Source organism: Ichthyenterobacterium magnum, assembly GCF_003610635.1.
GTDB lineage: Bacteria > Bacteroidota > Bacteroidia > Flavobacteriales > Flavobacteriaceae > Ichthyenterobacterium > Ichthyenterobacterium magnum.
In genome coordinates, this window is the sequence record NZ_RAQJ01000001.1 from 1,003,981 (window position 1) to 1,017,966 (window position 13,986).

Genomic DNA, 13,986 nt, shown 5'->3' on the forward strand with positions numbered 1-13,986 from the left:
TTAACGATTTTTGATTTCAGAATAATAAAAAAACATTTGTGAGTTTGTGACAAAACGAATAAACAACTCAACAAATAAACGAATTAACTCAAAACATGAAAATAATAGTACCAATGGCAGGTCGAGGTTCTCGATTAAGACCACATAGTTTAACAGTTCCAAAACCATTAATTCCGGTTGCAGGACAACCAATTGTACATCGATTAGTAAAAGATATTGCTAAAGTTTTAAAGCAACCTATTGATGAAATTGCTTTTGTATTAGGTGATCCAGCGTGGTTTGGAGATGATGTTGTTGAGAGTTTAAAAGCGTTAGCAACTAGTTTAGGCGCAAAACCATCTATATACCGTCAAGATCAACCTTTAGGTACAGGTCACGCCATTATGTGCGCAAAACCATCACTATCTGGTCCTGCGGTTATTGCTTATGCAGACACACTTATACGTGCTGAGTTTGATTTAGACCCGAATGCAGATAGTGTAATTTGGACTAAAAGAGTAGCAAATCCAGAAGCATATGGTGTTGTTAAACTTAACGAGAATCAAGAAATTGTTGAACTTGTAGAGAAACCTAAAACCTTTGTTAGTGACCAAGCTGTTATCGGTATTTATTATTTTAAAAATGTAGCTGTTTTAAAAGGAAAGCTTCAAGAAATTTTAGACGAAAACATAATGAATGGAGGCGAATACCAAATTAATGATGGTATAAAACGTATGATGGCTGAAGGCAAAATATTCAAAACAGGAACAGTTGATGAATGGATGGATTGTGGAAACAAAAATGTAACACTAGAGACAAATACTAGAATGCTTGGGTTTTTAAAAGCAGATAATAAAGAGCAACTTGTTGCAGATTCTGTGGTAAATAATAACGCCACAATTATTGAACCTTGTTTTATAGGCGAAAATGTAACTTTAAATAATTCAACAATTGGTCCAAATGTATCTATTGGAAATAACTGTGTTTTAGAAAACGCAACCGTTAAAAATAGCTTAATACAAACACATACAACAATTAAAAACGCTAATTTAGACCAAGCTATGATTGGTAATCATGTAAAATATGATGGCGAGTTTAAAGCCATAAGCATTGGTGATTATTCGGTTTTGGAATAACTATTGATTAATCAATGTCATGCTGAGCTTGTCGAAGCATCTTAATAAATGAAAAAATCTATTCACATATTAATTTTTTTCTTCGGAACACTTTTATTTCCGAAGTTTACCTATGCTCAAGTTGATTTTAATAAGCGACCTAATGATGATTTAGGTAACGTTGAAGATGTATACCAAGAGCACTTTTTTGAAGCCTTGAAGCAAAAAGGAATAGAGAATTATCAAAGATCGGTTGATGCATTATTAAAATGCATTAAAATAGACGATTCAGATGCGGTTTTATATTTTGAGTTAGGTAAAAACTATAAGCTACTTAAAAATTTTGGTGCCGCAGAAGATGCTTTACTTAAAGCAACGTCAAAACAGCCAAAAAACGAATGGTATTTAGACGAATTGTACGATGTGTATATTTTGCAAGACGATATGGATAAGGCTGTTAAAACAGTCAAACAATTGGTTAAATTTCATCCAGATTATAAACAAGATTTAGCATCACTTTATATAAAAGCAAAAAAGTACAATAATGCTTTAGAGATTTTAGACGAATTAGATAAAGAATTTGGAACTAATGAAGACCGTGATTATTTAAGAAATCAAGTTTATAATATCACAGGAAACGATAAAGACCGTATTGAAAACCTAGAAGATCGCGTAAAAAACAACCCAGAAGACGAAGCTAATTATTTAAGACTTATCTATAGATATAGCGAAATGGGTAATACTAAAAAGGCATTTAATGCAGCTAAAAATTTGCTAGCATTAAAGCCAAATTCACATTTAGTACATCTAGCACTTTATAAATTTTATTTAGACAATAATAATACTAGTAGCGCAATTGCATCTATGAAAACTGTTTTAACGAGCTCAGAAATTAAACCAGAAGCTAAAGCTAAAGTTCTTAAAGACTTTGTAGATTTTGTAGCATTACATCCTGAACATGAAGGCGATTTAATAGAAATAACATCACTAGTTAGTGAAGAGAAAAGTGTTAAAACATTAGTTGAGTTGGCACAATATCACTTAAAAGCTAATGATAAACAAAAGGCATTGTCATATTATCAAGAAGCTTTAAATGAAGAACCTAATAACTTCACTATTATAAAAGATGTATTGTTGCTTCAAATAGATTTAAACCTTGATAAAGAAGCTTTAGTTAAGAGTAATGAAGCTTTAGAGTTGTTTCCAGCTCAACCTATTTTTTATTTAATTAATGGCGTAGCAAATAATAAATTAAAGCAGTCTAAAAAAGCCATAGAGAGTTTAGAAACGGGTTTAGATTACCTTATTGATAATCCTAATATGCAAAGGGATTTTTATTCTCAATTAAGCATTGCCTATAAACAAGTTAATAATATTGTAAAATCTCAAGCGTTTACTAAAAAAGCCGAAGCTTTAACTAAAGAACAATGATTAAAAAGAACACTCTTTTTTTTAGACTAAGTTTAGTACTACTTGTTTTAAGTATTACTTTTGGTTGTAAATCAACTAAAAGCATAACGAGTACTGGAGCTTTAAATAAGGAGCTTTCTGCAAAGCAAATTATTAAAGAAAACACTAAACAGGCAGCAAACTTTAAAACACTTCAAGCTAAAATAAAAATAGAATATAAAGAAGGTGAAAAATCTAAATCTGTTGGTGTTAATTTGCGATTAGAAAAAGATAAAACCATTTGGATGAGTGCATTTTATGGTGTAGCAAAAGCATTAATTACCCCAAATAGAGTTGCTTTTTACGACAAATGGAACAACCAATATTTTGATGGTGATTATACAATATTGAGTAATTTATTAGGTATTGAATTAGATTTTGATAAAGTTCAGAACCTAATGCTAGGTGAATCATTATTCAACCTTAAAAAGAATAATTATAAAGCATCAACCAATGAAGCATCTTATGTGTTAGAGCCAAAAAGACAAAACACTTTGCTTGAATTATTTTTATTATTGAATCCAGCACATTTTAAAATCGATTCGCAACAACTATATCAACCACTTAAAAAACGCTTTCTTCAAATAGATTATAAAACATATCAAGATGTAGACAATCAAATTTTACCTCAAAATATAGAAATAGTTGCAGTTGAAGATGATGAACAAGTTTTAATTGAAATGGAATACAAATCAGTATCATTAAATGAAGACATGCGTTTCCCTTTTAAAATCCCTTCTGGGTTTAAAGAAATAGTTATTAAAGATGCTGAATAAATCAACCTATATAATCTTAGTTATTTGCTTGTTTGTAAGCAGTGTTTCATTACATGCTCAAAGCCCTAAACAAAAGGAACTTGAGGCTAAGCGACAGAAATATCAAAATGAATTAAAACAACTTAATGCGTTATTGTTTTCAGATAAGAAAAAAGAAAAATCTGTTGTTACTCTAGCTGAAGATTTGAGTTATAAGGTTAGCGTTAGACGAAATTTAATAAAGGTTACTAATGATCAAGCCAATTTATTAACACGAGAGATTAATTCTAATCAAAAAGAAATATCGAGCCTAAGAAACCAACTTAAAACTTTAAAAGAGGAATATGCTGCTATGGTAGTAAAATCATATAAGAGTAAATCTGAGCAAAGTAGAGTGATGTTTCTATTATCATCAGATAATTTTAAACAAGCATATAAACGCTTGCAGTATATTAAGCAGTATGCTAACTACCAAAAGGAACAAGGCGAACTTATAAAAGGTAAAACTCAAAAATTGCAAGAATTAAATACGTCACTATTAAAGCAAAAAGAGGATAAACAAAAGCTAGTTAAAGAAAACAGAGTAGCCAAAAAACGTTTAGAAGAAGAGTTAAAAGAACACGAAACATTAATAGCATCAATACGTAAAAACCTTAACGCATATGCTTCAAAAATTAAGAAGAAGCAACAGCAAATAGATAAAATAGATAGAGAGATTAATAAACTTATTAGAGAAGCCATTGCGGCTTCTAATAAGAAAGCTGGAAAATCGACATCATCAAAAGGGTTTGCATTAACACCTGAAGAAAAGGTATTGGGCGCAAATTTTATATCTAATAAAGGAAAACTACCTTGGCCTGTAGAAAAAGGTGTTGTAAAAGTAAGGTATGGTAAACAACCATCACCAATAGACAAATCTATAGTTATTAATAGTTCTGGTGTAAGAATAGCTACTGAGAAAAAAGCAGAAGTTAGAGCTGTTTTTGAAGGTAAAGTATTAGCGGTTATAGTAAAAAAATACTCAAACCCATCAATACTAATACAACATGGTAATTACATTACTGCCTATAAAAATCTATCTAAAGTTTTAGTAAATAAAGGCGACAAAATCTATACAAAGCAAGTAATAGGTGAGGTCTTTACAGATAAAAGTAATGGTCAATCAACTGTATTTTTTGGAATTTACAAAGAAGACAAACCTCAAAATCCAGCAAGTTGGATTTACAAAATGTGATAGCATTTTGAAACACTCTTTTTGGATTTACAAAATGTGATAGCATTTTGAAACACTCTTTTTGGATTTACAAAATATAATCTTCAAATTATACGCGAACTAAAACATAGCCCTTTCTCGTTTTTTTGTAATGTTTCCCATTCCAGAAATAGTATCGTTTCCCTTTAACTCTAATAATTTTGTAGTGTTTAGGAGGTGATTTTATAACAGTAACTGTTGCTGGTCTTGTCACAACACGAGTTGCACAAGAAGAAAGACTCAAAAAACATATAGCAGAAAGTAAAACGACAAAAGTTCTCATAGTTTAAAAGATTTGATTCAACTATAAGACACAAAAAACTTAACAAGGTTTAATCTAAAAAAATTCCTCTATGCTCTGCGTCGAGGTTTCCGTTGAAATTGTCATTCCCGTGAAAACGGGAATCTATATACAAGAAGTGTTTTACTTACTCAAACAACGCTTTTAATTCTGTAGCATCATTTGGCTTCATTTTACCTGCAACAACTAGGCTTAGTTGTTTACGTCGCAACGCCGCTTCAAAACGTTGTTTTTCTAAATCTGTTTCAGCAATTAACTCAGGAACACGAATTGGTCGTCCAGTTTCATCTACAGCAACAAAGGTGTAAATAGCTTCATTTGCTTTAATGCATTCTCCAGATTCTCTATCTTCTATCCAAACATCTAAATAGACTTCCATAGAGCTTTTAAAAGCACGAGACACCTTAGCTTCTATCGTTACAACACTTCCTAAAGGGATGGACCTATTAAAAGCTACATGATTTACAGATGCGGTAACAACAATACGTCTGCTATGTCTTCTTGCTGCAATACTAGCTGCACGATCCATACGTGCTAACAATTCGCCTCCAAACAAGTTGTTTAAAGGGTTGGTTTCACTAGGTAAGACCAAATCGGTCATTATTGTCTTAGATTCTTCTGCAGTTCTTGCTGTCATTTTAATTCAAATTAAGAATAGCGCAAAGGTATAACGATTTTAAATCTTAAAGCTAAGATTTATGTTATAAAACAAAAAACATGAGAATTAATTTAAGGCTTTAACGAGTAACCACGCATCAGCATTATGTGTTCTTTTAATTTGACGTAAAGCACGCAATGCTTCTATTCTATCAACATAGCTAGAATAAACAACTTCATGAAGACCATATTTATTCACTCCTATTTTTCGAGCGTTGTAGCCTTTGTCTTTAAGTTGTTGTACTTTTTTATCTGAATTTTTTTCAACTCTAAAAGCGCCAGCAACAATATGATAATTACCACTTTGCTTCTCTACAGAAAGTGTTGCAGCAGGTAATGGACTACTAATAATAAATGTAGCTTCTTGCACTTTAGCATCTAGCTGCTCATTTGCTTCTTCTTGCGCAATTTGGTTATGTGCATCAACTTTATTCACATAATAATTTGAAGCTGTAAAACCACCAATTGTAAGTGCAATTAAAGCTACAGCAGCATATTTTAAGTATGGTCTTTTAGTTGTTGAGCCTGCCCAAATTGTTGCTGAGCTTGTCGAAGCACGTTTTTCAGGTGTAATAGCTACAGGAATTGCTTCCTCAAGTGCTTCAACGTTTTCTTTGTAAACTTCTCGAGCAATATTTTGCGACACAAATTGAGATAACCCAAAAGCATCAGTTAAATAATTAACATGATAAGAAGGCGTAAATACAATCTTTCCTTCAGTATTCAATAGCATTTCTCCAATGTTGTTAAACGTTAGGGTTTCGCCTTGTATTAAATATGATTTTACAGATTTAACGTGTTTTGCAAGTTTTTTAACTGCAACTTCATATGGGATTTTTTCAATTTCAGCAATGTAGCTAGATAATAAACCATCATTGTGTTGTAATTGCTCATTAAATGACAACACTTTTTTGGGAGGATAAAAAGAGTTAGTTGTCTCGTGTACTTTTGCAGAAACACGTTCTGTTAAAAACGCTCCAAATTCAGGAACAGTAACACAGTCATATCTATATAATAAATCGCTTATGTAAGTTTCTAATTGCATAAAAACAAAGTTAATTTTTTTTGATTACGAATAAAAATTCAACCTAACTATTTATTAACATCATAAAAAGTAGTTTCTTGTAGACTCAAAATCAAATTTTTACAATGACTGAGGATGAATTACTTTATGTTTTAGCGCTGCAGCATATCCCAAAAATTGGAGATATTACTGCTAAGAAGCTAATTAATTATTGTGGTTCTGCAGAAGCAGTTTTAAAAGAAAAGAAAGCAAACCTGCTTAAAATAGATGGTATTGGCACTATAACTTTAAATGATTTGCATAGTAAAATTCACCTTGAAGAAGCAGAAAAAGAATTGCTATTTATTAAAGAAAACGATATAGAGTGTTTGTATTTTGCAGATAATGAATATCCTGAAAAATTAAAACACTGTATTGATGGACCTGTTTTAATGTTTCAGTCAGGACAAGTTAATTTAAAACAACAACGAATTATTAGTATTGTTGGTGCTCGAAAAATTACAACTTACGGAATTGCTTTTTGTGAAAAACTTGTTGAAGCGTTAAAACCTTTTAATCCAGTTATTGTATCTGGTTTTGCTTACGGAACAGATATCACTGCGCAAAAAGCAGCTATAAAGAATGATTTACAAACTATTGGTTGTTTAGCTCATGGGCTAAATCAAATTTATCCATCTGTACATAAAAAGTATGTTGCTCAAGTTGAAAAAAATGGAGGCTTTTTAACAGACTTTTGGAGTACTGATACATTTGACAGGAATAATTTTTTAAAACGAAATAGAATTATAGCTGGACTTAGCGAAGCTACAATTGTTATTGAGTCTGCCGAAAAAGGTGGAAGCTTAGTAACTGCAGATATTGCAAATTCGTACAATAGAGATGTATTTGCTGTTCCTGGCCGTACAACAGATAGCCAAAGTATTGGTTGTAATAATTTAATTAAGCATCAAAAAGCACATGTGTTATCAAATCCTTTAGATGTGCCTTATATTTTAAATTGGAAACTAGAAGACAGTAAACAACCAGTAGTACAAAAGCAATTGTTTGTTGAACTAGATACTGAAGAAAAATTAATTTATAATTATCTTAAAACTAACAATAAACAATTGTTAGATGTTATTGCATTAGAGTGTCAATTACCAATATTTAAAGTAGCAAGCGTACTATTAAATATGGAATTAAAAGGTGTGATTAGGCCATTACCTGGAAAACTATTTGAACTTGTTTAAAGAATTGTAACGATAGTGTGTAAGTGTTATTTTATAATAAGTATAGTAGGTAAGCTACTCATTTTCTTTATTATTAACTAACTAAATACTTTTCAATAACATCTTTTAACTCATTGTGTTTTTGGGTTCCAATGACGAATTTTTTTCCGTTAGTTAATTCTAAAGCAAGCCCTTTATTACCATTTATATTGTATACAGTTCCATACGTACTTCCTAGTCTAATTCCATATCCTACAAAACCATAATTTACAATTTTTGCAGATTTTAATTCGTTCCATTTTATTTCCTTTTTTATGAATGGAACGAATCTCATTTTTATTCCATCATTATTAATTTGGGTAATTAATGTTATATAATAAGTGAAGTATATAAATCCAAAAATAAATATTGAAAAAATGATAATTCCTATATTCGACATTGGTTTGTCTCCAAATGGTTCTTTAAGAATTAGCTGTTTAACAATTCCAAAAACAGTAAATAACCCAAGTCCGATTAAAATCAACCAAATCCACCATTGCGTGAATTTTTGTTTCTCTACGAACTGAATTTTCATGTTATTTATTAGTAAAATTTAATAACCTACTTTTTCTCTTACACGTTTTAAAACATTGTTAGCAACAGTTTTTGCTTTATTAGCACCAATGGCTAATACATCGTCTATTTCGTTGAGGTTGTTCATATAATAATTATAACGTTCACGTTGTGGGGCAAATTTTTCAAGTATTAGCTCAAATAAAGCTTGTTTTGCATGGCCGTAACCGTAACCACCTTTTTCGTAATTAACTTTCATGGTATTAATTTTATTTTCTGAAGCTAATAGTTTGTACAGGGCAAAACAGTTGCAAGTTTTCCAATCTTTTGGGTCTTCTAGCGGTGTGCTATCCGTTTCAATAGACATGATTTGTTTACGTAATTTTTTGTCGTCTAAAAAAATATTGATAGTATTACCTCTACTTTTACTCATTTTTTGACCATCTGTTCCAGGGATTAATTTAGTCGATTCTTGAACTTTTCCTTCTGGCAACACAAAAGTGTCTCCCATTTTATTATGAAAACGAGAAGCGACATCTCTGGTTATCTCAATATGTTGTAATTGATCTTTTCCAACAGGAATAATTTCAGCATCATATAATAATATATCGGCAGCCATTAACATTGGGTATAAAAATAAGCCAGCATTAACATCTTCTAATCGATCAGCCTTGTCTTTAAAACTATGAGCAAGAGTTAAGCGTTGATAAGGGAAAAAACAACTTAAATACCAAGATAACTCAGTTACTTGCGGAATATCACTTTGTCTATAAAAGACTGTTTTTTCAACATCTAATCCAAACGCTAACCAAGTAGCAGCAACAGAATAGGTACTATAACGTAACGTTGCTGCATCTTTAATTTGCGTAAGTGTATGCATATTAGCAATAAACAAAAACGAATCGTTAGTATCGTTTTTTGATATTTCGATAGCGGGTTGTATTGCGCCTAAAATATTTCCTAAATGAGGTGTTCCTGTACTTTGAATTCCTGTAAGTATTCTTGCCATAATATTTCCCAAGAAAATGGGAATCTTTTTTAATTCAACTTAATTCTTATAGTCGCAAAGGTAATTTTTTTACACAAAATTTAAGTAGTTTTGAAGCGCATGATTGTATTTAAATATATCTTTTGGGTTTTGTATCGCATATGGTTCTATATTCTTGTAGCATTACCTATTCTTATTTTATTTCCGCTACTTGTCATTTCAATTTTAAAGGAGTCTTGGTATCCTTTCTTTTTTAAGCTTGCTCGTTTTTGGGCAAAATTTATTTTAGTTGGTATGGGTTTTAATACCAAGATAAAACGAGAACAAATTCCAGAACCTAACAAAAGCTATATGTTTGTTGCTAACCACACATCTATGGCAGATATTATGCTTATGCTGGTTGCGGTTAAGAATCCTTTTGTTTTTGTTGGAAAAAAAGAATTGGCAAAAATCCCTTTATTTGGGTTTTTCTATAAGCGTACAAGTATTTTGGTTGATAGAAGCAGCGCAAAGAGTAGGCAAGCAGTTTTCTTGCGCGCACAAAGGCGACTTAAGCAAGGCATGAGTATTTGTATTTTTCCAGAAGGCGGCGTTCCTGAAGAACAGATTGCTTTAGACAAGTTTAAAGATGGTGCTTTTAGAATGGCAATTAATCATCAAATACAGATTGTTCCAATTACATTTATAGATAATAAAAAGCGTTTTTCTTATACATTTTTTAGTGGTGGTCCTGGGAGAATGCGAGTGAAAATTCATAAGTTTATAAATACTGAAGGGTTGAAAGTTGAAGATACAAAGCAGCTTAATAAAGAGGTAAGAGACATCGTACTAAAAACTCTCACTCTCACAAAGACAAAGTAAGAAAAATCCCAAAAACAATTACGGAAAAACCGTAACAAATTAACTATTAACTACTTAAAAGTGTTAAATATTGATGTTTAACACTTTTAATTTTGTTAATAGTCTTTTTTTTTTCACATTTGATGTAATACTAACCTTATAAATTTTATTTTATTATGAAAAAATTTCTTGTTTTATTTGTTATGGCATTCTTTTTGTTTTCCTTTTCAAGTACTGGTGAAAATAATAACATTGAAAGTAAACAAAATATGCTATTTCAACTACAATCTTGTTGTACAGCTAGTGTGACTTACAATGGAAGAGTTGTTAAAACATTTACTAATTGTATTTCTGGAATTGGACCAGCAGCGGTATCTCTCGCATGTTCAATTTCAACAAATGAAGCAGAAGACTATATTGCAAATGCACAAGCTGCTATTGAGGCTTTAAACAACGCCTTAAAGGAATTTTAAAAATTGAAGTATGAAGTTTAAAATATGCTTTTTTTTAATGTTTTCTATGCTGTGTTATGGTCAGAATAATAGTACATTAAATATTGAATATAGTTATTCAACTAAATTAGAAGGTACATATTCTAGAATAACTATTAATTCTACTTTAATTGCAAATCAAATACATTCTATATATGAAATGAACTTTAATGAAAACAATAAAGAAACTCTTAGCCAAGAAAGTGGAGAGGAAGGAACTGTTTATAATATAAAGTCAAAAGTAAACCCTAAAATTTATAAAGATTTAAAAAGTAAAAACATTTATAGTGTTGAATTAATAGGCTTAAAACCCTTTATTGTTAGAGACACTATGGCTGTATTTAAGTGGAACTTCCTTACTGAATATAAATCTATTTTGGGATATAAATGTCAAAAAGCCAATGTGAATTATAGAGGGCGAGATTATGTCGCTTATTTTACTACGGAACTACCATTTAATGCTGGGCCATGGAAGTTTTCAGGCTTACCAGGAGTTATCTTAGAAGTTGCATCTTTGGATAATGTTTTTGAAATTAAAGCTAATAAAATTCAACTTAAAAATGAAGCTACAAATCTTCATAGACCTAACTTAAAAAATCTATCGATAACTTGGAATGATTATATTAAAGAGTATAATAAGAAATATAATGAATTATTATATTATACGAGCCCAAATGGAGGAACAAGTTCTTTACCAAAACGACAAATTGAAGTATTAGTTGAAGAATAAAACAGAAGCATATTTATTTAATAGTAGAACCATAATATCAATTATGGTTCTATTTTTTTTATTAAAAACAACGTGTTTTTCACAACATACTATAAAAGGAGTAGTTACAGAGAAAGTAACAAATCAAATAATTCCTTTTGTAAATATTTTAGTAAAAACGCAAGAAGGGAATCTTATTGATTTTACTTCAACTAACGAAAGTGGATACTATTCTATTGAAATGCCAAAAAAAGTAGACTCTTTACGTATTGAAACTTCAATTATTAGCCATTTACCAAAAAGTGAATTACTTATTTTAGAGAAAAGTAAAAATAAGTATACCTTAAATTTTAGTTTACAACAAAGACTCACCGAATTAGATGAAGTTTATATTGAAAGTGAAAAAAAACCCATAATAGTAAAGAAAGATACTACAATCTATAATCTTATAGAATTTAAAGATGGAAGTGAACGTGTTGTTGAAGATTTACTAAAAAAACTTCCAGGAATTATAGTAGAAGACAGTGGTTTAATAAAATTTAAAGGTAAACAAGTTACTAGAGTACTACTAGATGGAGATAACTTATTTAACGAAAACTATTCAGTAGGCACAAAAAATATAGATTCTGAAATAGTAGAAAGCGTACAAGCAATTGAAGATTACAATACAAACCCATTGCTAAAAGGTATTAAAAGCTCTCAAGATGTTGCGGTTAATTTAATGCTAAAAAAAGGGGTTACGGATATTTCTGGAAACGCAGAGATTGGTTTAGGCATAGAAAACAAAAAGTATTTAAAAACCAATGTTATTTCTGTATCAAAAAAACTAAAAGGGTTTTCTACATTAAGTTACAATAATATTGGAGAAAATTATAGCCCTTATAATTTTTTATCAAATACTTTTGACTTATCAAAAGCTAATGAAATTAACCAAAGAACTTCCAATTTGGTCAGTAATAATGCATTTAACTCAGCCTTGCCTGATAATAGAACCAGAGTTAACAATAATGTTTTTGGAAGCCTTAATTCGCTATTTAAATTTAATAAAAAAACCTCTTTTAAGCTTAATTACAATATTTTCAAGGATAAATTAATTAGAAATGAATCTATAAGTACTATTTATAATTTTGATAATGAACAGATAAATATTTCAAACCAAAAGAGTATTAGTAAGAGACCATTAATACATACTTTTGAGTATGATTTAATATATGAAATTAATAAAAAATCACGTTTGACTTCTATAGGAAAATTAGATTCTCAAAATATTAAAAACACATCAAGTGGATTTAATAATAATAATAGTTTTGATAATATTATAGAAAGTGAAGATTTGTTTTTAAAAAATGATTTAGAGTATACATATCGTATTAATAATAGTAATGTTTTTCAAATCTCGACAAATATTTCGACAAATAAAATCCCTCAAAATGTCAATGTATTAAATGAAATAAATAATTTAAAACAAAACATTAATTTTAAAAAGAACAAGTTTGAAATACAATCTTCTTTGTTGTCTAAAACCCCAAAGGGTGAATATTCAATTTCTTTAGGATATGATTTTATAGAAAATTTCGTTAATTCAAGTTTACAAGGATCTAATATTAATAACCAGTTATTATCAAACAATATTTACTATAAACTATCTGTGCCTTATGCGGATTTTAGATATCAACTTAGAATTAATAAATGGCAATTTATAGCCAACTTAAGCAATAGATTATTTAATGTAATGCTAGATGATGTTAATTTAGACACAAATTTAAATATATCTACTTTTGTTACTTACCCATCAATATCTATAAACTATTTTTTTAATAGTAAAGCTAACTTTTATACAGATTATAGATTATCTAACCAAGTACCACAACCCAATACTGTTTTTTCTGGTTTAATTTTAACAAACAATAGAGCTTATTTAAATAACGATTTTAAATTTAAGCTGTTTAATAATCATTCATCTACTTTAGGTTATAGAATAAATGATTTTTACAATCTATTTCAATTTAATATTTATGCGTCTTATAATTTTAGTAAGTATGGTTTAATTAATAAATTTAATGTAAATGAGAATACTGATTTTTACACATCGATAGTTGATATTACAAATAATAAAAATTTAAATTTCGGATTGAATTTTGAAAAGTATTTACACTTTTTAAAATCTACAATTAACATAAACAGTTCTTATTCTATTAGTAAATATCAAAATATAATTAATACTTCTGGATTAAGAAAAAATGAAAGTAAATCTCTGTTAGGAGAGTTTCATATTAGAACAGGACTAAAAGGCTCATTTAACCTTGAGAATAAAGCACTTTTTATCAATAATACTTTTAGTACAACTAATGCTACATCAAATGTATTTGCAACTTTTCAAAATGATTTTAAAATAAAGTATAATAAAAAAGGGTTTAATTTTATTATTAATAGCCAATATTTTAATCCAAATTTAAACTCTAATATTTCAGGCGATTTCTTTTTAGATGCCTTGGTTAGATATAAAACAAAAAAAGGTAAAATAGAATACCAAATTAAAGCTAACAATTTACTTAATAACCAAATTTATCAAAATATAAATACTTCAGATTTTTCAAGGTCAGTTTTTCAACATAATTTACAAGAAAGGTTTATGCTTTTATCAGTTCAATTCAAATTTTAGCAAT

General features: G+C 29.4%; 14 protein-coding genes. 9 read left to right on the forward strand and 5 right to left on the reverse strand.

Annotated elements, in window-relative coordinates:
* Positions 1-95: 95 nt before the first annotated feature.
* The 4 genes from BXY80_RS04785 to BXY80_RS04800 are packed head-to-tail and all read left to right on the forward strand — an operon-like array spanning position 96 to position 4,532.
* Entirely contained in the window at positions 96-1,115 is a 1,020-nt protein-coding gene (locus tag BXY80_RS04785) for a sugar phosphate nucleotidyltransferase (protein ID WP_120200055.1), read from the forward strand.
* Between the two features lie 48 nt (positions 1,116-1,163).
* Positions 1,164-2,525: a tetratricopeptide repeat protein gene (locus tag BXY80_RS04790; protein WP_120200056.1), complete on the forward strand. Its 1,362-nt coding sequence runs from the start codon at positions 1,164-1,166 to the stop codon at positions 2,523-2,525.
* A complete protein-coding gene (locus BXY80_RS04795; protein ID WP_120200057.1) occupies positions 2,522-3,319 on the forward strand; it encodes a DUF4292 domain-containing protein in 798 nt (265 codons plus the stop codon). Before BXY80_RS04790 ends, BXY80_RS04795 begins: the two co-directional genes overlap by 4 nt.
* A complete protein-coding gene (locus BXY80_RS04800) occupies positions 3,309-4,532 on the forward strand; it encodes a murein hydrolase activator EnvC family protein (protein ID WP_120200058.1) in 1,224 nt (407 codons plus the stop codon). Before BXY80_RS04795 ends, BXY80_RS04800 begins: the two co-directional genes overlap by 11 nt.
* 88 nt (positions 4,533-4,620) lie before the next feature.
* Here BXY80_RS04800 and BXY80_RS04805 read toward each other — a convergent pair whose 3' ends face one another.
* The 3 genes from BXY80_RS04805 to BXY80_RS04815 all read right to left on the reverse strand — a co-directional run bounded on the left by BXY80_RS04805 (position 4,621) and on the right by BXY80_RS04815 (position 6,553).
* Positions 4,621-4,833 carry a DUF6515 family protein gene (locus BXY80_RS04805; RefSeq protein ID WP_120200059.1) on the reverse strand — a complete coding sequence of 71 codons (213 nt, stop codon included), beginning with the start codon at positions 4,831-4,833 and terminating at the stop codon, positions 4,621-4,623.
* A gap of 145 nt (positions 4,834-4,978) precedes the next feature.
* Positions 4,979-5,488: an acyl-CoA thioesterase gene (locus BXY80_RS04810; protein ID WP_120200060.1), complete on the reverse strand. Its 510-nt coding sequence runs from the start codon at positions 5,486-5,488 to the stop codon at positions 4,979-4,981.
* Between the two features lie 87 nt (positions 5,489-5,575).
* Entirely contained in the window at positions 5,576-6,553 is a 978-nt protein-coding gene (locus tag BXY80_RS04815; RefSeq protein ID WP_120200061.1) for an HU domain-containing protein, read from the reverse strand.
* Between the two features lie 104 nt (positions 6,554-6,657).
* On the opposite strand from BXY80_RS04815, the gene dprA reads away from it, so the two are divergent.
* A complete protein-coding gene (gene dprA / locus BXY80_RS04820; RefSeq protein WP_120200062.1) occupies positions 6,658-7,761 on the forward strand; it encodes a DNA-processing protein DprA in 1,104 nt (367 codons plus the stop codon).
* A 73-nt stretch (positions 7,762-7,834) separates the two neighbouring features.
* On the opposite strand, the gene BXY80_RS04825 is transcribed toward dprA, so the two are convergent.
* On the reverse strand, positions 7,835-8,314 hold the full coding sequence (locus tag BXY80_RS04825; RefSeq protein ID WP_120200063.1) for a hypothetical protein: 480 nt from the start codon (positions 8,312-8,314) through the stop codon (positions 7,835-7,837).
* Positions 8,315-8,332: 18 nt separating this feature from the next.
* On the reverse strand, positions 8,333-9,301 hold the full coding sequence (gene trpS / locus BXY80_RS04830; protein ID WP_120200064.1) for a tryptophan--tRNA ligase: 969 nt from the start codon (positions 9,299-9,301) through the stop codon (positions 8,333-8,335).
* A gap of 99 nt (positions 9,302-9,400) precedes the next feature.
* Here trpS and BXY80_RS04835 point away from each other — a divergent pair, with 99 nt between their 5' ends.
* The 4 genes from BXY80_RS04835 to BXY80_RS04850 all read left to right on the forward strand — a co-directional run bounded on the left by BXY80_RS04835 (position 9,401) and on the right by BXY80_RS04850 (position 13,982).
* Positions 9,401-10,141 (forward strand): lysophospholipid acyltransferase family protein, encoded by a 741-nt coding sequence (locus BXY80_RS04835; RefSeq protein ID WP_120200065.1) that lies wholly within the window; start codon positions 9,401-9,403, stop codon positions 10,139-10,141.
* Between the two features lie 155 nt (positions 10,142-10,296).
* The gene (locus BXY80_RS04840) at positions 10,297-10,593 is read left to right on the forward strand and encodes a hypothetical protein (RefSeq protein WP_120200066.1); all 297 of its coding nucleotides are present in this window, start codon (positions 10,297-10,299) and stop codon (positions 10,591-10,593) included.
* Between the two features lie 10 nt (positions 10,594-10,603).
* Positions 10,604-11,341 (forward strand): GLPGLI family protein, encoded by a 738-nt coding sequence (locus BXY80_RS04845; RefSeq protein ID WP_120200067.1) that lies wholly within the window; start codon positions 10,604-10,606, stop codon positions 11,339-11,341.
* Positions 11,331-13,982 (forward strand): carboxypeptidase-like regulatory domain-containing protein, encoded by a 2,652-nt coding sequence (locus BXY80_RS04850; RefSeq protein ID WP_120200068.1) that lies wholly within the window; start codon positions 11,331-11,333, stop codon positions 13,980-13,982. The genes BXY80_RS04845 and BXY80_RS04850 overlap by 11 nt, the downstream gene beginning before the upstream one ends.
* Positions 13,983-13,986: the final 4 nt, after the last annotated feature.

Excerpts from the sequence above, each read along its gene's own strand:
- BXY80_RS04825 (WP_120200063.1), bottom strand. The coding sequence starts at position 8,314 with ATGAAAATTCAGTTCGTAGAGAAACAAAAATTCACGCAATGGTGGATT.
- BXY80_RS04810 (WP_120200060.1), bottom strand. The coding sequence starts at position 5,488 with ATGACAGCAAGAACTGCAGAAGAATCTAAGACAATAATGACCGATTTG.
- BXY80_RS04795 (WP_120200057.1), top strand. The coding sequence starts at position 2,522 with ATGATTAAAAAGAACACTCTTTTTTTTAGACTAAGTTTAGTACTACTT.
- BXY80_RS04805 (WP_120200059.1), bottom strand. The coding sequence starts at position 4,833 with ATGAGAACTTTTGTCGTTTTACTTTCTGCTATATGTTTTTTGAGTCTT.
- BXY80_RS04835 (WP_120200065.1), top strand. The coding sequence starts at position 9,401 with ATGATTGTATTTAAATATATCTTTTGGGTTTTGTATCGCATATGGTTC.
- BXY80_RS04790 (WP_120200056.1), top strand. The coding sequence starts at position 1,164 with ATGAAAAAATCTATTCACATATTAATTTTTTTCTTCGGAACACTTTTA.
- BXY80_RS04785 (WP_120200055.1), top strand. The coding sequence starts at position 96 with ATGAAAATAATAGTACCAATGGCAGGTCGAGGTTCTCGATTAAGACCA.
- BXY80_RS04840 (WP_120200066.1), top strand. The coding sequence starts at position 10,297 with ATGAAAAAATTTCTTGTTTTATTTGTTATGGCATTCTTTTTGTTTTCC.
- BXY80_RS04815 (WP_120200061.1), bottom strand. The coding sequence starts at position 6,553 with ATGCAATTAGAAACTTACATAAGCGATTTATTATATAGATATGACTGT.
- BXY80_RS04845 (WP_120200067.1), top strand. The coding sequence starts at position 10,604 with ATGAAGTTTAAAATATGCTTTTTTTTAATGTTTTCTATGCTGTGTTAT.
- trpS (WP_120200064.1), bottom strand. The coding sequence starts at position 9,301 with ATGGCAAGAATACTTACAGGAATTCAAAGTACAGGAACACCTCATTTA.
- BXY80_RS04800 (WP_120200058.1), top strand. The coding sequence starts at position 3,309 with ATGCTGAATAAATCAACCTATATAATCTTAGTTATTTGCTTGTTTGTA.
- dprA (WP_120200062.1), top strand. The coding sequence starts at position 6,658 with ATGACTGAGGATGAATTACTTTATGTTTTAGCGCTGCAGCATATCCCA.